This is a genomic window from Acinetobacter pecorum (genome assembly GCF_014837015.1).
Taxonomy (GTDB): Bacteria; Pseudomonadota; Gammaproteobacteria; order Pseudomonadales; family Moraxellaceae; genus Acinetobacter; species Acinetobacter pecorum.
The window spans coordinates 277743-295088 of sequence record NZ_JACSPT010000002.1 but is presented as its reverse complement, the minus strand read 5'-3'; the positions used below and the strand labels follow the sequence as shown (position 1 = coordinate 295088).

The 17346-nt window shown below is 42.2% G+C and carries 21 protein-coding genes; 1 reads left to right on the top strand and 20 read right to left on the bottom strand.

What is annotated here, in order from left to right; translation table 11 throughout:
• The first annotated feature begins 684 nt into the window (after window positions 1–684).
• Window positions 685–966 carry a hypothetical protein gene (locus H9629_RS03025; protein ID WP_064095457.1) on the top strand — a complete coding sequence of 94 codons (282 nt, stop codon included), beginning with the start codon at window positions 685–687 and terminating at the stop codon, window positions 964–966.
• Window positions 967–1606: 640 nt separating this feature from the next.
• On the opposite strand, the gene H9629_RS03020 is transcribed toward H9629_RS03025, so the two are convergent.
• The 20 genes from H9629_RS03020 to H9629_RS02925 form a co-directional block, all read right to left on the bottom strand.
• Window positions 1607–2353 (bottom strand): N-acetylmuramoyl-L-alanine amidase, encoded by a 747-nt coding sequence (locus tag H9629_RS03020; RefSeq protein ID WP_191730530.1) that lies wholly within the window; start codon window positions 2351–2353, stop codon window positions 1607–1609.
• A complete protein-coding gene (locus tag H9629_RS03015; protein WP_191730529.1) occupies window positions 2350–2709 on the bottom strand; it encodes a hypothetical protein in 360 nt (119 codons plus the stop codon). Before H9629_RS03015 ends, H9629_RS03020 begins: the two co-directional genes overlap by 4 nt.
• A gap of 321 nt (window positions 2710–3030) precedes the next feature.
• Window positions 3031–3819, bottom strand: coding sequence for a hypothetical protein (locus H9629_RS03010; protein ID WP_191730528.1), 789 nt, complete (start codon window positions 3817–3819; stop codon window positions 3031–3033).
• Window position 3820: 1 nt separating this feature from the next.
• Window positions 3821–6481: a phage tail protein gene (locus H9629_RS03005; protein WP_191730527.1), complete on the bottom strand. Its 2661-nt coding sequence runs from the start codon at window positions 6479–6481 to the stop codon at window positions 3821–3823.
• Window positions 6468–6644: a hypothetical protein gene (locus H9629_RS03000; protein WP_225215699.1), complete on the bottom strand. Its 177-nt coding sequence runs from the start codon at window positions 6642–6644 to the stop codon at window positions 6468–6470. Before H9629_RS03000 ends, H9629_RS03005 begins: the two co-directional genes overlap by 14 nt.
• Before the next feature lie 8 nt (window positions 6645–6652).
• Window positions 6653–6961 carry a hypothetical protein gene (locus tag H9629_RS02995; protein WP_191730536.1) on the bottom strand — a complete coding sequence of 103 codons (309 nt, stop codon included), beginning with the start codon at window positions 6959–6961 and terminating at the stop codon, window positions 6653–6655.
• A gap of 7 nt (window positions 6962–6968) precedes the next feature.
• The gene (locus H9629_RS02990; RefSeq protein WP_191730526.1) at window positions 6969–7886 is read right to left on the bottom strand and encodes a phage BR0599 family protein; all 918 of its coding nucleotides are present in this window, start codon (window positions 7884–7886) and stop codon (window positions 6969–6971) included.
• Complete coding sequence (locus tag H9629_RS02985) at window positions 7886–9097, bottom strand: hypothetical protein (RefSeq protein WP_191730525.1); 1212 nt, start codon at window positions 9095–9097, stop codon at window positions 7886–7888. Before H9629_RS02985 ends, H9629_RS02990 begins: the two co-directional genes overlap by 1 nt.
• 25 nt (window positions 9098–9122) lie before the next feature.
• Complete coding sequence (locus H9629_RS02980) at window positions 9123–11645, bottom strand: phage tail tape measure protein (RefSeq protein ID WP_191730524.1); 2523 nt, start codon at window positions 11643–11645, stop codon at window positions 9123–9125.
• A 64-nt stretch (window positions 11646–11709) separates the two neighbouring features.
• On the bottom strand, window positions 11710–12375 hold the full coding sequence (locus H9629_RS02975) for a hypothetical protein (RefSeq protein WP_191730523.1): 666 nt from the start codon (window positions 12373–12375) through the stop codon (window positions 11710–11712).
• Window positions 12376–12454: 79 nt separating this feature from the next.
• Window positions 12455–12673, bottom strand: coding sequence for a hypothetical protein (locus H9629_RS02970; protein ID WP_191730535.1), 219 nt, complete (start codon window positions 12671–12673; stop codon window positions 12455–12457).
• Window positions 12674–12684: 11 nt separating this feature from the next.
• On the bottom strand, window positions 12685–13122 hold the full coding sequence (locus tag H9629_RS02965) for a hypothetical protein (RefSeq protein ID WP_191730522.1): 438 nt from the start codon (window positions 13120–13122) through the stop codon (window positions 12685–12687).
• Window positions 13122–13604, bottom strand: coding sequence for a phage tail tube protein (locus tag H9629_RS02960; protein ID WP_191730521.1), 483 nt, complete (start codon window positions 13602–13604; stop codon window positions 13122–13124). Before H9629_RS02960 ends, H9629_RS02965 begins: the two co-directional genes overlap by 1 nt.
• A gap of 116 nt (window positions 13605–13720) precedes the next feature.
• The gene (locus H9629_RS02955) at window positions 13721–14029 is read right to left on the bottom strand and encodes a hypothetical protein (RefSeq protein ID WP_191730520.1); all 309 of its coding nucleotides are present in this window, start codon (window positions 14027–14029) and stop codon (window positions 13721–13723) included.
• Window positions 14030–14057: 28 nt separating this feature from the next.
• Complete coding sequence (locus tag H9629_RS02950) at window positions 14058–14432, bottom strand: DUF3168 domain-containing protein (RefSeq protein ID WP_191730519.1); 375 nt, start codon at window positions 14430–14432, stop codon at window positions 14058–14060.
• Window positions 14429–14899 carry an HK97-gp10 family putative phage morphogenesis protein gene (locus H9629_RS02945; protein ID WP_191730518.1) on the bottom strand — a complete coding sequence of 157 codons (471 nt, stop codon included), beginning with the start codon at window positions 14897–14899 and terminating at the stop codon, window positions 14429–14431. The genes H9629_RS02950 and H9629_RS02945 overlap by 4 nt, the downstream gene beginning before the upstream one ends.
• Window positions 14890–15237 (bottom strand): phage head closure protein, encoded by a 348-nt coding sequence (locus tag H9629_RS02940; RefSeq protein ID WP_191730517.1) that lies wholly within the window; start codon window positions 15235–15237, stop codon window positions 14890–14892. Before H9629_RS02940 ends, H9629_RS02945 begins: the two co-directional genes overlap by 10 nt.
• Complete coding sequence (locus tag H9629_RS02935; protein WP_191730516.1) at window positions 15238–15711, bottom strand: head-tail connector protein; 474 nt, start codon at window positions 15709–15711, stop codon at window positions 15238–15240.
• A 9-nt stretch (window positions 15712–15720) separates the two neighbouring features.
• On the bottom strand, window positions 15721–16053 hold the full coding sequence (locus H9629_RS02930; RefSeq protein ID WP_191730515.1) for a hypothetical protein: 333 nt from the start codon (window positions 16051–16053) through the stop codon (window positions 15721–15723).
• 49 nt (window positions 16054–16102) lie between these two features.
• A complete protein-coding gene (locus tag H9629_RS02925; RefSeq protein WP_191730514.1) occupies window positions 16103–17320 on the bottom strand; it encodes a phage major capsid protein in 1218 nt (405 codons plus the stop codon).
• Window positions 17321–17346: the final 26 nt, after the last annotated feature.

Genomic DNA, 17346 nt, shown 5'->3' with positions numbered 1-17346 from the left:
TAAGCCCAGAAACCTTTGAACAGAAACATTTTAAGAGTTTAGAGGGACCGACTGTCCACAATACTGTCTAGGATCAAGCTGTTATAGAACTTCGTCGGAAGATGACCCGAAATCTATAGTGACAAATATAGAGAGATCAAAAAATCTCTTGGCTCTTTCAGCTCACTCGGGAATTTGTCACCATGTTGGTACGGTCTAAAATCAGCATCGATCAGATCTACTCAGACAGACTGCTGATGTTGTTCAACCAGTATCTCAGCAAGAGTTTTTTTATGATTTGAACTGCCGTATAACCAAAACAGAGCAAACATGAATGGTGGGTAATTCTGTTTACCTTCATTTATCACGCGCTTTAGTTGAAGCAAACTTTAAACATAAAAATATTTATAAAGGGGCAGCTTAATGATTGAAATGAGCACAATTGCAGTACCCAACTTCATCATTGACGAGCTGCACAAGGACAAGGCTTTTAATCTGGCACCGAACTAACAACAAGCCGATGTTTCTTTTGGGTAGTAGAAGAATTTCAAGGTAATTTTAGGCTATCTATTTCCTATAAATTAGGCATAACAACCGTTCCAGTTGATAATGAAAATGCCAATGCAATTTACCCATATGCTTTCAAGCTATATTGCGAAGCATGACCGATCTGGAGTCGTACAGAGCTTAAAGGAGGTGTCTTAAATGGATATTTTTCAAATTACTGTACAAAGTGAAGCACCTCAATTATTTATAGGATCTGAGATTGGCGGTGCAAAGATCATATCGATTAAGGATGTAAGCCCAAAACTGGTATCAGCAGCTGAATTGGCTCAGCACTATGGCATTAGTGTAGATGCTGTACGTGATCGCTGTGCAGAGATTAACAAAGGCACTCGAGGCAAATGTCTTTACGACCCAGAGCAGGCAAATTTGATTTTGACTGCTAAGCCAGTGGCTAAGCGTGGGCGTGCTAGGAAGAATTAGTGACTATGAAATATAAAAAATGGCTTTAAGCTACTGTTTTCGCTTAAAACCCTTATAACATAACGTTTAGAATCTTGGTAGGTATATCCAGACTCGAACTGGAGACCTCTACGATGTCAACGTAGTATCTTTATAGCAAAAACAATAGCTTATTTTAATATGGAACAATCTTGGTCTAAACGTGAGTTTATCCACAAGTCTTTGAATCCTTGTGTAAGTAGATTATATCATCTATTTTGATTGAGATAGAAGGGAAAATATAATGGAACAACCACACATTTACTGTGATAGAAAAATTATTAAGTGTTCTGTTTGTGGAGCATGGGATGGCTATAGTTTTAACGACACTCAACACTTTTCTATTATTGCTTCTGCGGAAGGCAAACAAACTCGTGGGCTCTACTCTATAGAGAGTATTAAGTGTAAAGAATGCAATAAGGTAGCCAAGAACAATCATGACCCTTATTTTTATTATTGAGTAATTTACATGAAAACATGGACCTACTTTTACATAGAGCACACGATAAAGAATGGAGGGATTTTTAGGAAGGAGCCTGGGTGGGGATTAAAGATTTATTTATTAAATTAAAAAAACAAAGCCCTCAAGTGAGGGCATTTATTTAATTGGGAAACTAATTTCTTAATTCCGTTGCTCGTATTCGATTAAAACTTTGGCCACAGCTTTTGCTGCGATCCAATAACGTGCCTGATATGCTGCAAGCTCAGCTTCATTTGAAATAAAACCAAGTTCCACAATCAGACCACCGGCATTGATGTATGCCAAACTGCCACGGGCCGATTGGCTTTGATCAATCCAGCCATCATTACCACGTAAACGGCTACCCAATGCTGAAGCTACTGCTGCAGATAGATCCTGTGCCAGTTTCTTGTCTTTCGGTAGCGCAATGGTCTCAATACCGTTTGCCTGTTTTGATGCTGCAGCATTCATGTGGAATTCAACCGCTACACTTGAGCCTGTAATCAATTTTACCGCAGCTGACAATGGATCATTTTTAGTGCCAGTTCCATCTGTTTTGACATGCAGACCAGCTTCACGCAAATAATGAGTCACTGCATTGCGGAAGTTGACCACCAGATCGGCTTCTTTGATTTTACCGTTTACTGCACCTGGGTCGGTGTTGCTATGGCCAGCTGTAGCTGTGACAAAACCTAAAGTCTGATTGTGTAATTTTGGCTGTGCAATTTTACGGCCCAACCAGCCCAATGCTGGCAATACTGCGCCAACAATAAAAGGAGCATATTGTTCAGGGATAAAATTAAAGTCTAAGGCCCATTGCAGTGTTAATGCTGCAAGCATTAAAAAAGCCCCCAGTAGCGGGAGCTTTACAGATAAATACTGCAGTGCACTTTCTTGAATCAGTTTCATTTTAAGGTTTCCTCAAGTCTGGTGACTTTCTCTTTCATAAGTGATTGTGTTTGGTTGATTTGAATGATTGATGCGCCCACCCAGATGCATGCGGCTATAATTGTTCCACCGCAAAGGCCGAGCAATCCTTTTAAAAAGCCAAGGCCGCCATCCTGTCTTTCAGACTTGTTTTCAAGGCTTGAGACCTTTAATTCGAGTGAATCAAGTTCTTTTTGGATTTTGGCAATCGCATTCTCATGGTGTTCGTTAATAAAGGTTTGGCGTGCAACGTGTTCCAAGATCAATCGAATGTCTTTATGAATGGAATCAATTTTCCCCTCCCATCCATTATTGTTGTACGGCCTATTTTCAGGCATACACCCCCCTATAAAATTGACATTAAAAAAGAGCCTTTCGGCTCTACTGGTGGATCAGGTGAGTAGTCATTTGACATTGCGCCCCCTAAATTTTGGTAATAAAAAAGCACCCGAATTAGGTGCATTGTTAATTAAGTCTAATTATCTCGCTGCAACAAATAAATTTAAAAATCTATTTGTTGCGCCTGATTCTGAAAAGTAATTTATAGCAGCATTGTACCCACCAAAACTATTCACAGATCCATTGGCTGTTTGCCCGAATACCGCTTTTGCGTATGCTTTAATTGTTGAGTCTGCAGGCTCAGCATAGGCATCAGCATATTAATAGACAATTGGATTTTTTGGCGATGCTAGTAAAGAAGCTTGGCTTCCAACGGTTATAGTCTGCGCTTTTCCAAGTCCGGTATATATTGAGCCAGGGTTGTATGCTTGCAAAAAATAACCCTTCTTAGCTGGCGTAATGTTGAAAGTTGGGGTAACAAAACCAGCCATCGAACTGGAATTGCCAGGCCCGACAAATTGAGAAGAATTGCTACTTAACTCAAATAAAACCTCAGTCACAGGTCTTGATGGGCGTAATATTATACAAGTCTTATCAGAAGTGTTTGATAGAGAAATATCGACACTTGCCGACTGATTGATTGTTGCAATCTTATACCAGGGGTGTAGGAAATTATCCGTCAATCCCGATATATCTATTTTTGTAAATCCGTAACCCGCAAGCTCTGTGTCTGTACCATTTTTAAAAACAACAACAATATCACCAGCATTATGAGGTGGAATGGTTAATGGCCAAGCGCTAGTTGGTAATGAATATCGAGATGGAGATGTTGATGAAGTTACAAAGCTAATATCAGCAAATTCATTAACTGCTTTTACTTCAAAACATTCAGTGAAAACTTCTTGTTCACCCAGTTTTGCTGACAACATGTAAAAATATGTCTGATTTTCAATAATATTAAAATCCTCATATTCATACACATCGCCGATGATTTTGGTTAAAAGTTGCGGCAATGTAGTCGATGTAAATTCAGAGTCTGCACGATAAATTCGTACAGACTCAGACACCACATTTTCATTATCCCAATTGATTTTGATTTTTATCGGCATATCAATACTCTATAACTTGAAAAGTGACATTGCTCGGAGCAACAAGCGTTGAGCAAATTACAGTGTGATCAAAAGCATATAAACACTCATAACCATTACGCACAGTTTTTAAATTAACGAGCAATGAACGTGTGTCTACTTGCATTGCAGATTTGATTAGTGTGAAGCTATTCGATGCAGTTACATTCACGCTATGTGTTGCAATCTCAATATTATTTGCATCAAGTTCGATCACCGTCAAAAGTGTTTGTGTGTTTGATTCAAGCGCTACAGAGCCTTCAAAATATCCCAGGATTTGCCCGCCTGTTTGCTGTGATCTGTTTCGATTCGACCACGTGAGCTGCAGATCACCATCAATATAGAGCGGCATAAACACATCATTAATTTTTACATTGGCTGGTGGGTAAGGTCGAATAGCACGAGATTGGATTTCAATTGCTGTTCCTGTTGAAAGCTCTTGAATCCCACTTGGCGTTGTTGTTAAAACTTGTGCTTCAATAATTTCACTTTGTGCATACTGGGTTGAATCAAAAGCAACATCCGGCAGATCGAATACAAATAAAGATCCGCTACTATGCTTTTTCGGCACCGTATCCAGCACACCGCGCTTCACAGTTAGGACTTTTGTTGCATCATCAAGCGCCACAAATCCCATCAACTCGCCATTCAACAAGATCAAATTATTTGAATTTGCTGTTTGGGTTAGCGATCCTGTGACTACAAAAGCTGACGCAGTTTCATTAATCGGCTGATCAAGTTGCAGAATATCGCAGTAATCAAGACGAGAAACTTGCTCAAACTCACCAACACCACCATCCGTATAAAGAAGTGCGTTAAGTGAATTGTTTTGTGGTTTTGCTGCAATTGCTACGACATAGCCAATATCTGGATTATTTGATAACTCCAAGTCGGCATTTGTCTGCCCAGCACGAAGTACAGTCAAATAATACGGGGCTTCAAATACTGTGTTAATACTCGGTTGCGGTGGCTGCGGTCCGGCATCAACAGGAGTGTCAACTACAATACTGGTGTTCATTTCGCCTGAATACGGAATCACTTCCTCAAAATCAATAGTCACGGTATTGTCAGTACCATTGCCTAAATTGATTTTCATGATACGAACCAGAATTGTGCCATTCCATTTTTTAGACCACGGCAAGCGAATCAGGTCATAGCGGCTCCACTTTCGAGCCTCGCGCCAGCCAGTTGTAAAACTTCCAGACCAGGCGGGTGTAGAAAACTGTTTTAACTTCCAGTTCGCCACGATCTCGGCATTGCGCATGTTCATAAAATACGGAAACTCAACTGACTCAGCATTTGCGTGACCCATGGTTAAGATTGATCCGTTTTCATACACAGAAAAAGTAGAATTCTTGATACGCTCTCGGTCGTAATATGTGACATTCAATTGATTCACAATGTCATCAGAGTTCATTACTTCAAGCGATAAATCCTTGATTCTGTTTTCAGTAATAGCGTGAATTTCATCTTCTTCAAACCAATCATCGCGAAACAAAACCATTTCATAAAGGCCAGTTTGACGGTTTACACGAATGCCAGCCTCGATGTGATAACAGAGTTCCTCAATGGCCTCAATGCAAGATTTCTCATCAATTGCCCATGAAATACCAAGACCTTCTTTCCAGATTTGATCTGCTGCTTTCTTGAAGTTTCCATCATTGACATCAGCTTCAGGTTTACCCATTGCTGCATCATCGGTAAGTATTTCTCTGATTTTGTGGATTGGGTTTATATCTCCACTCGGTGCTCTAGGGACAGGGACTCCAAATCGCTGAAGATGCAAGTTTGACCAATATATCGCCTTTGTATTATTTGTATGAATAACAATATCAAGAGTTTCTCCCACAAAATCGATACTGTAATTATCCCATCCATAATCGTCGATCCCAGTGAAAGTGCTGCCAGTAATGTAAACGGATCCTTGTGGACTACTCCTAACTCGTATGCCACCAACCCAACGAGAATAAGGCCCACTCATCTTACTAACGAATGATGCAGGCTTTAAGTCATTAGATGCTGAAGTTGACCACCCGCCTCCCCACCAAAATCCTGTCTTATCTCGCACATCAACCAGTTCGGGTTCTGAAATTTGTGTATTTCCGTCCGCATCTAACTGCCTTGAAACATATAAACTTGCCGGCATATCTAGAGGATCATCAGTTATTGGATCTCCCGGGAGAGTGATAACACCCCCGCCTTCAGGCACTTCGGCTCTTGAATCATGCCACTGCCCACCGCCATCATTCTTCACATGAATCCGCTTCACCCATAGCAGCATTTCTTTCATGTAGCCCGAGTTGCCAAGGTAAAAACCTTTGTTGTCTGAACCGCTATGAAAAACCAAATAGGACTGATACGGATAGCCTGAAACTAGCGGAAAATATTGTTGATAGACTTCACTTGGCTGCTGATTTGGGTAGCCGATAAAAACATCGATAAGACCATAAACCCCACCCTCATTCTCACCATACAGATTTGGTGCATACACTGCTAAATTAGGTTCTGGCTCCCCTGGTCTTCGCGTAAGCCATTTTCTATTATCAAAGTTAATCGCAATTAATTTCTCAATTCTATTGCCAATAAAAGCCGCGAATTTGGCGTAATAACGATAACCAACAACCTGTGAACTACTTTTTCCCATTTCTCGCCACCTCTACCACCTGCAAAGCCATTGCATCTTTTGTATTAATAAAGTCCTGAGCATCACGGCCATTTTTAAGGAAGTCCTGCCAATCCCAACCTTGGCGCAAAAAAAATGCCCGGGTTCCGCCCGAGCACATTTTTGCTTTTCGAATATCAGACATATAAATTTTCATTTCTTACCCGACTTGGATTTAATCGCTTGAGTGGACTTATCCCAAATATCCGTGATGTTCGCATGTACGTGTGGACTACCAGCAATGTCGTGAAATGAAATACCTTCATCCGCAATCGTGCCATCTAGCTGATTTGGCTTAGGTCGGTTTTTCTTCTGCATCTTGCGCATTTGCAGGAATGTGTAGATGCCGACTGCAACAGAAAAAATGGCCGCACCAATCGCCCAGGCAATTAAAGGAATAACAGCGCCCAAGTGCTGCAATTGATTAGCATCAAAACCAGCCAATAAAATATCAATATTCATTTTTATCCTACTTAATCAACTGATTTTCCAACGGATTTTCGGTCGGCATATTTGGATGGCCACCAAAGCGCTTATGATTGTTGAATTTCTCATGACACATTTTTAGTGACTGATCACAGCCTGGTGCCACTCGCACCACATCACCCAATTTTAGGCCGATGTGCTGGCGATACAGTCGAGCACTATTACTTCCACCGTTAATAATGAAGGTAAACACACCATCCTTTTTCAGCACACCGCGATTCAGCCAGTTATCTGGATAAGATTTGATTTCCATCATCGGATCACCATCTTCAAAAATTGGACTACCCAGATCATCCAAAACAGGTTGCCCCTGTTCATCAAGCACAGGTACTTGCTCGAATACCGGATTTCCGAACTCATCTTTGACCTGAGTCGGATTTACCATATAGGCCACATCAAGGCCATTGACCGAAGTTACAGTCACATCGAATGACCATTCATTAAAATCAAGGCCGCAGTGCTTGTCATAGATGGTATTCGGGCAGGTACGCTGATATTTTCGAGTCAAAATCTTACGACGCATAAAGCTTTCAGCAGTCGAGCAGACCAGTGTCATAGTGTTTTCACGATCGCTAAATTTAGGCTGCGTTACACGCCCTTTAAACAACACAAGCGACTCTCCCGCATCTAGCTCAATCAATGTGAAATACACAGATTCCAGATAAATCTTGTTTAAGAACACCTGGGTAAAGCTGTCATCTGCATCATTGAATAGTGGATATGGATGCGGAAAAGTCAGCTCGACTTCGCACTTATCAATATCCGCATCTTCAATATTTCCACGGCTTAAACCGCGTACCGGGTAATAGGTGATTTCATTATGGGTAATCGCTTTACGCGCACTGGTGAAAAACCACTGCTTGTCCCCATGCTTAAATTGATAAAGTTCTGAACGTGCCATTAGTTATCAATCTCCACGATTGGAACAGTAATTCTTGATTTGCCAGCGCCTAAAAACTGAAATTCAATCCGGTCTGCATCCAGGCGGTGAAGCCCTAAATAACAGATGGTCTGAATGTCATTTCGGTGCGTATTAATTGCCGGTGAAACCGTGAGTGAGCCACCAGTCCGGCCGGTAATTTCATGCGCTGACCAGGTGCCATCCTTACGCTTGACTGCGATATGTTTACGGTCGGCCTCAACGATGTATTTTGTATTGGTGCTTAAACTGGTGGTGATGTTGCCCGTGTTTAAAATATTCAGATGCTTTTCATATAGCGGCATCCAGAAAGCCCGGGACCGGCCAGATCGACGGAACAGGAACCGGCGATAAGCATTGAACTCTGACCAGTCTTTCAAAACTGAAGTAAACGGCTTGAGATACTTGGGTTTTGCATGATGGGTATACTGCTGAAAACCACCAATAGCACCATCCACAATGTTTTGATGTTGCGTCAGCGTCATTTCCAGTGAACTACCATCTAAGATCAATGGTTTCCAGTACAGGTCATTGCCTTTGTACTGCTCTGGCACATCACCCTCATGCTCTGGTAAATCTTCTGCCAGCACCCGGAAAACCACCGAAGCATTGGACCAGAACCCGCCGGCATTGATTGAAGCATCCCCATCAATGATGCAGATCCGCAGCGGCATGATCACAGCATTGGTTGCGGTCACATTGTCAGCCAGTCGAAAGCCATCCTGGTATTCAGTAATGAGTTCCTGAATAATCTCATCCGTTTCTGGATCACGGATTTCTTCCTGAATAATGATGTAGCGGCCACGGCTGACAATTTCGACCACCTGAGCACCTTCACTGCTCTCAATAAAAGCAAAACCGACTCTAAGGTCGGCTATGGTGTCTGCTGCATCGAGAATAATGTAATCATCATCAACGATATCTGGAATGACTCGTTTCACCTGGCGCAGCGGAATACCCCATTGTTTGCGCAGATTGGCATACAGCATATGAAATAGATCGCCCATGACTTTGCGCAACTGGGTGTAATTGAAATTCAGGATCTGACGCGGTGCTTCACGCAATGGATAACGCTCTTCACTACCATCAAATGATTCATGAACTTCAGTCATCCATTCCAGGTTTTCAGTCGAATCCAATAGAGGGCAATTTGTTAATACGTGCACCTCGCCATATGACGTTTGTATTTTCATTTTGTCCTCAAATTAAAAGCCCGGGTTATACACCCAGGGCTGTGCGATTTCGTCTAAAGAACTTCACAAAAGCTTTGGTACCATCCGGGCTAAACAGATAATCAGATAAATTCTGACGCTCATCAACAATAACGAAGTTCGGGTTTAGGTTGACGTTTGGTGATGAATTGCTTTCACGCGCCTCACTCAAGTATCGAGTTAAATCCTTATTTTGCTCAGGATTTAAAACACGTTCTCCACCATCAAGCAGCCAAGTACCTTCTTGCGGGATATTGTCAATACCATCGTGGGCCATACCGGTCAGATTAACTGATTTCATACTTGCAGCCTGAGCAACCTGTAAAGCTGCTGCAGCCGCACCAACCGCCGGCGCAATGTATGGACCAACAAAAGGCGTTCCAACAACAGCATCATAAGCTTTGGAATATGCCGCTGGAATGTTCAGCATCGCCTGAGCAACTGCAAAAGCCTTTTGAGCACCAAAAAGCACCGCATAGGTTTTAGAGTTTTCATCTACCAGTGATGCAAAGCCGCCAAGCATACCCTCCATGTAGCTGGCGGTAGACTTGGCTTGTAGTTCAAGTTTTGCATTCTGATATGCCTCCTCATTCAGCAAATCGAGTTCACGCATTTTTTGCAATACTTCAAACTGCCGCTCTAATGGATTTTCTTCATACCCCATCACATCGCGGTAATCCTCAATCGCACTGTCGCGCTCATAAGATTCTTCGAGGTTTTGCTGAGAAGATGCTTGCTGAAGCAAGGCTTCTTTCATATCAGGCGAATAGCTTGCTGTATTCAGGATCTCTTCGCGTATCAAGGCATAGTAATCACGCGCATAGTCACCGGCAGTCATCCAGTGACGCTTGGTCTCGAGAAGCTGCTTTTGCTCAGAGATTCGAAGCATGGTTAATTCTTGCTGATATCGTTCATCTAAAGCTTGTTTTCTTAAATCAATTTCATTTTTATTAAGTCCGCGCTGGGCATCTAATTTCAATTTATTGATTCGAAGTTCATCAGCAAGTTTTCGCTCTTCCGTGGATTTATGTTCGTTTAATTCAAAATCCAACTCAGCGATATACGCTTTTTTTCGTGCATCTGCTTGCATTCTGGCTAATGCCGCATAACGCTCCTTAGCCTCCGGCTTAAGCAAAGCCGACTGAATATCTTTTAGATCTTCATTCAAATCTTCAGATATTCTGAGTTGCTCATCGCCAAATTCATAAATTAAGCGCTTACCGAGCTCGAACGCCTGATTGTATTCACGCAGCGCCTTAGCTGCCTCACTATTAGCTTTACTAGCTTTAGATGCTGCTTTTGCCGCATCATTTTGTTTTTTTACCCAATCATCGGAGCCTTTTGCTACTCCAGCCTGGCTATTTTGGATTTTCGCCATAGCTGAAACAGATTGGTTAACAGCATTACTATAAATACGATTAATCGAGTTTGCTACATCATCGGCAACTTTCGCATTATCTTTCGCAGCCATAGCCACGCCACCATTTGATGACTTTATCATGGCGGTACCAAGAATAGCTGTCTTGGCAAATTTAACACCTGGTAACTTATCAGCCCACGAACCTTTCTCTGCAGATGCATCTACCATTTTTTTTGCGTTTACCGCATCAAATGCAAGACCTGCAATAGCATTGGAAAGCATTTTAACTACTGCATAAACACCCATACCAGTTGCTGCAACACCCTTAAAGACCTCACCTAGTGTCTCACCAGCATCAGCCATAAGATTAGTTTCCATGGTGGCATCAGATAGGCCATCACCAACCGAAACTAGTGCAGGCATCAATCCTTGAATAAACTGATTTTTTACACCCTGAACCTGCAAATTAAGCAAGTCCATCTGAACACGTAGTTCATTGGCTTTAGCAATCGCCTGCTCATCCATGATGACACCAGCACGCTCAGCTGCATCCGCCCAATATTCAAAGCCCTTTCCACCTTCTCGCAGAAGCGGGATAAGATTGGTCGTATCAGATGCCATGCTTTCTAAATAGAAAGACATTTGCTGCTGAGTTACACCAGCCTCTTCAAGTTTATCTACATACAATTGAAGTGCTTTAGGACCAGATAGATTTTGCATTTCGAGTGCTAACTTTCTCGCACCCTCAGCAGATCCTTCAGTTTTGATTGCAATTTGCTCGAAGAAATCAACCGCACCACCAGACCCAATAGTGATAAATTCACCAAGCTTTTCGTTGAAGTCTTTAAGTTGATCCGATAGCTTTTCTTGGTTGATCCCCATGGTTTCAGCACCAACAGCCATTCTTTGAAATTCTTGTGTTGTAGTATTTGAAATAGAGGCAAATATCTGAAGTTCACGAGCGGCATTAGAATATTCACGAGCCATGGCAAAAACACCAGCGCCCACAGCAGCAGCGCCAGAAACAGCTACAGCACCATAAAGCAGAGCGCTTTTTTTCATTGCATCAAAGCTAACTTTGGTTTGCTTTTCTGCATCCTTGATTGGCGCTGTAAAACCTGCAGTTCTGGTTACCAGATCAAGGGTTAATGTTCCTAATTTTGCGCTCATATAAAACCTCTAGGCAATAAAAAAGCGCCCTTTCGGACGCTTCATTTTTTTAGCTTCTAAGTCATTAATTCCATTCCAAGCCACTCACATCGAATGTGAATTGCTTTTTCCCCTCTTGATAGAAAGGAACTTCAACTACCAATTTTTTACTATTCTTAAGTTGATTAATAATCTTGCTTTCAGTTTTGTCATATGAAACGAATAGCATGTCTGAAGAATGATTGTCGGGCTCTGACATGGTTATGGATTGCACTGCACCACCATCAAACTTAAAAGCAGCCTCGCAATTTTGTATTCCGCAAAGAATTTGGCCTTTAGTGATACTTACCATCACATCAACTTCTGATCCGCGCTTTCTTAAGGTTAATATCAACTTTGATCCACCATTGTATGGAAAGTCAAAATCAACCGTATTGGTGCTAACCGTAGTTGCAAATTTAGACTCAATACCTCGCATTTCGTCTTTAGATGTTTCATATTGCCAATTCTGCAAATCTGCCACATCTTCACCCTCTGCTTGGTTTGGTGATGCTGTGGCTGAGGGCGCTTCTGACAGTTTGCTATCTGCTGATTTTTCAGCACATGTGCCTATGCCATATAAAACCAAAAGCAACAACCCAACCCATGCAAGAAAAGATGTTTTTTTCTTTTGTTTTGCTCCACACTGTGGACAGCTTTCAGCTTTATCACTTACTGGTCCACCGCACTCTTTACATGGCTTAATTGCCATAATCTTCCCCGAATTATTTATTGTTCAGGAAAAGATACTAATAATTGATTGAAAAAGAAACCAAGCTAACCTGATTTCCTTAACTCCCACCAAAGCTACGCATCATATATTCTTCAAGTGACATTTCAGGAATTTCTAGTTTTTCCTCATGTGGCATGAAATCTCGCGCATCAACTTTAGACCCTTCTTTCACCTTAAATCGGGTGTAATGTGCCATCCAATTTCCAATAGCTTGCTCAATGCGTCTACCAAAAAATAAAGAGCCATACTTCTTGCGGTAGGCTCTCCATATTTGGATTTCTGAATTGCTTAGGTTTCTTCTGGCTTCTGCAATAGTTCTTCCGCCGATTCCGCAGCTGACGAGTTCGCAGTAGAATTCTGCTTCCCTGTCAATATCCAATACTTTCCCGTGAAGTTAATCACTTCATCGGCTGCCAAGTACATTGCTACCTTCATCTCATCAGAGACCAGCCCTGTACTTTTTAGATCAGGAAAGAAAGGTTTGTCTTCACTTTCAAAGATAGACTGAACCAACATTGCTGCACGATATTGCTCAATGGTGTATTTCTCATCTTTTTTAAGCTTTAAAATATCGGTGATTTTTGCAACCTCATCAGAGGATAGAACCTTGATAAGAATCTCACCCTCAAAAGGCGCACCATTAACATCACGGAAATGGATAGTTTTTTCTACATAACTACCAATCCCTACCACTTCAATTGCTTTAGTAAGACTTAATTTAGCCATTATGGAGTCACCACTGCAGGATCACGGAAAGTTGTAGTTACACCTGATGTACGCACCAGAGTGAATGAATAGGTAATCAGAGAGTCTTGGGCAAGATCATCAGGTGAAGTTGGGTTTAAGTAACCTTCAAAAGTCCACCAGACACGATCACCCGGCAGATCAATGGTATCGGTTGCAGTGTCATATTCAGGTGGGGTTTCTGCATGGCTTGAACCAATATACCATTCCACCTTTTCACCAGATTCAGCCAATTGAATAAGCTGGATATGGCTAGCATTTCCATCATCAAGTTGAATAGCAATAGAGCCTTCACCCGGGTCACGCATGCCGCGTTCATAATTCTTGGTGTCGGAGTCCATGCATGTTGCATCAATCTTTCCGAAAGAGTCTTGACCAAAGCCAAAACCTGAATAGCAACTGAAGCGAACAACTTCTTTATTTACGACCGCATAAACATGCGTTTTGTTTGTCTTAACTGCCATGAGTAGCTACTCCTCAATTTTAGGCATAAAAAAAGCACCCGGTTGGGTGCTATGTGGAAAATTTGATATTAAAAAAGCACCCGAAGGTGCGTGTTATTTATTAAGCAGAGCTATTGCTATTCAGGATATCCGGCTTGCTTTAGTCCTAACAATTGACTTGCATGTACAGACCAATTATCTACAGCATGAGCAACATCGATTTCAGACAAACCAAGCTTTTCGGCTGCTTTCTTTGTGACATTTAAAACGCCTACTGGCCCTAGGTGAAATAAGTCATTCAAGTCCACTTGTGCTTTCTGAAAGATTTCATTCAGTGCCTGAAACTCCCTTGAGACCACTCCAACTGCTAAAGCTTCACCAACCCAGTTACCTACATTTGCCTCTACATCTCTTAAGATATCTAATTTTTGTTCTTCTGAAATCATAATCACCCCCGATTTTTAGATCATTATATCACCGATCTACAAACCAGTTTGAATCAAAACCGGTTCGATACATCTTGCTGTCTGGATCACGCTCATTTCCTCGCAGACCAGTTATAGTGCACGAGTTATCAGCCTCAAAAGCTCTACGAACCGCTTCACGAATATTTCGCAGGTCATCCGCATTCGTTGTATAGATATCAACTTGGATCGTCACATGATCGATATTTGCCGGACAATCTAAATGATTTTGCGGAATACCAGAGATATCCTGCCAGACCAGGTACGGCGGCTTTGGTTTATCTGGTGCAAGACCAAATTCAAATGCACGTAAAATCCCGCCAGATTCCAGATAAGACTTAACTTCATCACTCGCATTAAGTAATGGGAAAATAGGTGCTGTCATATAGCCTCACGTAATGCTTTGGTGATTTCAGCATCAAATACCTGCACAAACTTGGTTGTGACCTTATCAACATTATTAGCTAAAGCAGGTCTTAAAAATGGAGTAGCTGGAATCTTGCTGGTACCAAACTCAATAAATCTAAAGTGCCGAGTATCTCCACCACTTAAGCCAGCCGTGCTGACAGAGTATTGATTCTGACCTGCTCCACCTTTCACCCCCACTCGAATCTTAATCTCATTAGGATTACGGCTCTTACCACCTTGGGTCACAATATTCTTATGAATCTTTTCCCGTGTTTCAGGATCATCAATTGCCTTTGCATTGCTACGTGCAGCATCGCGAACAAGATTCATCGCTTGGCGCCCGGCTTTTCGTGCAATACGTTTGGCAATTTTGCTATTCCCAAGCCGCTTAAGTTTCTTATTTAAATCATCCAAGCCTTTAATATTTAACTCGACTACTGCCATTCTGATTCACCTTCTGCAAGGTTGAGCGTCAACCACTCAAGGCCACTTTCATTATCTGGCACCGGATCACCGTCAATCTTCCAGTACTTACCCCGGAAATATAGACGCATGGTTGAATCAATCTGACTTGCCTTTGAGCTGTAACGAATGCGACAACGTGCAGTCATGCTTGAATCAATTGCCTGAGCTTGTAGCTGGTCGCGCGTAGATAAAGCCTCATGCTTTCCCCAAACCGTACAAAACTCTGCCCAGGCTTGAGTAATACGACCTGTGGTTTTATCTTGGGTTTCAGTGAAGGCTTCAATACGGATGCGATGTCTTAAAGGACCTGCTCTCATCTATACCCCCAGATCTAAACGGTATGGATCGAGCAACCATAAAGCGCCTTTCGGCAATTCATTTACCGTGGTATTGGTTTCATCTTCCCGATTTTCATAAAGACTACCCAAAATAAGCAGAACAGCAGCCTCAATAGATGGATTGATAACAATGCCCTGCATGGCCATTTTGGTATTGCGCTGAGCTTCTTTTTTAAGGTTTTCAGCCGCAGATAACAGCATATTTCTCGAAACTGGATCCGCAACCAGATTAGCTGCATCGCAACTCTCTTTGTATTTCACAAGCTCATAATTTAGCTGGTTCAAAGTTAGAGAGATCGCCTCTGTCCATGCAGCTGCTGTGGCATAAAAAAAGCGGTTCAAATATTGAGCCGCTTTATCTTCTGCCGAATTCAACTTAGCCAGGACATCACCGCCAGTATCTTCATCTACTCGCAAATGAACCATAGCTTTTTCAATGTTAATAACTGGCATGATATGACCTTACTTTGTTTTAGTTTCTTTGGCTTTTTCTTCTGCAGCAGCTTTGGCTTTCGCCTCTTCTTCTGCCTTTAACTTTTCCTCTTCAGCTTTCGTCTCAGCCTCGGCTTTTGCCTTAGCTTCTGCGTCCGCTTTAGCCTTAGCCTCTTTATCGGCTGCAGCTTTGGCTTTCTTTTCCGCATCAGCTTTGGCTTTATCAGCTGCCGCCTGTTCAGGATCAATCGCTAATTTTTTCTTGATGAGCTCACCGGCCGTAATATCTGGAATCTCAGCCTCATCACCTTTGACGTAAACCTTATTTCCAAGCATTGCAGCATCTAAGAATTTAATTTTCATGTTCTAAACTCCAAGGTGAAAGGGCCGACTGGCCCCTTCGGGATTTTAATTAAGGTGCTGGTACAGGGAATGCACCTTTTACGAATGCTTCAGGGCGATACACAGCCAATGCAAGACGCTCTTCACAACGGATGGAGATCATGTTCTTCTCGAAGTCATCAGCATTTTCGGTTGAAATCACCACGTTAGCATCTTCACGGTCAAAGATTTGAGCTGCGTCCGCGAAACTACCGGTAAGGAAGTTTCCAACCATTGCAGCATGATTTGTGTCTGCTACCGGCAAGCCCCATAGGCTTGGCGTATTAGGTGAGAATGGGTTGGTAAACAAGTATGCACCGGTGGTGTCTTTCTGTAATTCAATTGCAGTCCAATCATTCATATGCATCACATGACCTGTTGCAAATACATCTGCCAAAGCAGCTTGCAGCATGGCCAAACGCATAGTATCTACGCGAGTCGGTGATGCAATCGTAATTGGAGCTGAATAAGCAGTTGCTTGAGTATAAATACCATGCAGGTTGTTACCAGTGCCTGAACCAAATAACAGTTGCGCATCCTCAACACGCTTAAGGCCATTAAGCAAACGACCATTGATAAAGCTTTGTAACTGAGGCAAGTCATCAAGAATCTGCTTAGATGCTTTCAGCATGTGAGCGATTGTTTTAACACCTTCCAGCACTTCTTCGAATGTTAATTCTGAATATGGCTTGGTGGTGTTTTCAGCCACCGGTGCAGCGTTATTGGTAAAGCCAGTTTCACGCAAGTAAGCAATCGCATTACTGGCCGTTTGACCTGGAGCTAATAGGTCACGGATGGTCACGCGCTGATTTGGCGCAGTCACAATACGAGTCGAACCATCAACAGGGTTTACTGCAAATGATGTCAGTGCATTACGGGGAACAGCTACACTGATACGTTTTCCAGAAGTTGCATTGCTTGCAAATGAAATAATCTGCTCATCTTTTACAGCAAGATCACCTGCACGAGCATCCACTTGTGCACCTGGATTACCAGTGCCGCCACGTGCAAATAATTGCTCAGCTTCACCCAACTTCACCTGTAGGTCATTCTGGGCTTGACGCAGATTATTGAGGTCTGTAAGTGCTTTATCCACTGCTGCTTTAGTTTCAGTAGATAATTCACCAGCTTTTTTTGCTTCATTCAAAGCATTTTCAGCCATGGGTTGAACTTTTTCAGTCAGATTCTTTAAGCCAGTGTTTACGTCTTTAAGTGCCTGAGCTGCTTGGTCTTTAGTTTGATCAGTCATGATTTTCATCTCTCAAAAATAAGAAA

Coding starts and splice junctions, on each gene's coding strand:
- H9629_RS03025 (WP_064095457.1), top strand. CDS start 685: ATGGATATTTTTCAAATTACTGTACAAAGTGAAGCACCTCAATTATTT.
- H9629_RS03020 (WP_191730530.1), bottom strand. CDS start 2,353: ATGAAACTGATTCAAGAAAGTGCACTGCAGTATTTATCTGTAAAGCTC.
- H9629_RS03015 (WP_191730529.1), bottom strand. CDS start 2,709: ATGCCTGAAAATAGGCCGTACAACAATAATGGATGGGAGGGGAAAATT.
- H9629_RS03010 (WP_191730528.1), bottom strand. CDS start 3,819: ATGCCGATAAAAATCAAAATCAATTGGGATAATGAAAATGTGGTGTCT.
- H9629_RS03005 (WP_191730527.1), bottom strand. CDS start 6,481: ATGGGAAAAAGTAGTTCACAGGTTGTTGGTTATCGTTATTACGCCAAA.
- H9629_RS03000 (WP_225215699.1), bottom strand. CDS start 6,644: ATGTCTGATATTCGAAAAGCAAAAATGTGCTCGGGCGGAACCCGGGCA.
- H9629_RS02995 (WP_191730536.1), bottom strand. CDS start 6,961: ATGAATATTGATATTTTATTGGCTGGTTTTGATGCTAATCAATTGCAG.
- H9629_RS02990 (WP_191730526.1), bottom strand. CDS start 7,886: ATGGCACGTTCAGAACTTTATCAATTTAAGCATGGGGACAAGCAGTGG.
- H9629_RS02985 (WP_191730525.1), bottom strand. CDS start 9,097: ATGAAAATACAAACGTCATATGGCGAGGTGCACGTATTAACAAATTGC.
- H9629_RS02980 (WP_191730524.1), bottom strand. CDS start 11,645: ATGAGCGCAAAATTAGGAACATTAACCCTTGATCTGGTAACCAGAACT.
- H9629_RS02975 (WP_191730523.1), bottom strand. CDS start 12,375: ATGGCAATTAAGCCATGTAAAGAGTGCGGTGGACCAGTAAGTGATAAA.
- H9629_RS02965 (WP_191730522.1), bottom strand. CDS start 13,122: ATGGCTAAATTAAGTCTTACTAAAGCAATTGAAGTGGTAGGGATTGGT.
- H9629_RS02960 (WP_191730521.1), bottom strand. CDS start 13,604: ATGGCAGTTAAGACAAACAAAACGCATGTTTATGCGGTCGTAAATAAA.
- H9629_RS02955 (WP_191730520.1), bottom strand. CDS start 14,029: ATGATTTCAGAAGAACAAAAATTAGATATCTTAAGAGATGTAGAGGCA.
- H9629_RS02950 (WP_191730519.1), bottom strand. CDS start 14,432: ATGACAGCACCTATTTTCCCATTACTTAATGCGAGTGATGAAGTTAAG.
- H9629_RS02945 (WP_191730518.1), bottom strand. CDS start 14,899: ATGGCAGTAGTCGAGTTAAATATTAAAGGCTTGGATGATTTAAATAAG.
- H9629_RS02940 (WP_191730517.1), bottom strand. CDS start 15,237: ATGAGAGCAGGTCCTTTAAGACATCGCATCCGTATTGAAGCCTTCACT.
- H9629_RS02935 (WP_191730516.1), bottom strand. CDS start 15,711: ATGCCAGTTATTAACATTGAAAAAGCTATGGTTCATTTGCGAGTAGAT.
- H9629_RS02930 (WP_191730515.1), bottom strand. CDS start 16,053: ATGAAAATTAAATTCTTAGATGCTGCAATGCTTGGAAATAAGGTTTAC.
- H9629_RS02925 (WP_191730514.1), bottom strand. CDS start 17,320: ATGACTGATCAAACTAAAGACCAAGCAGCTCAGGCACTTAAAGACGTA.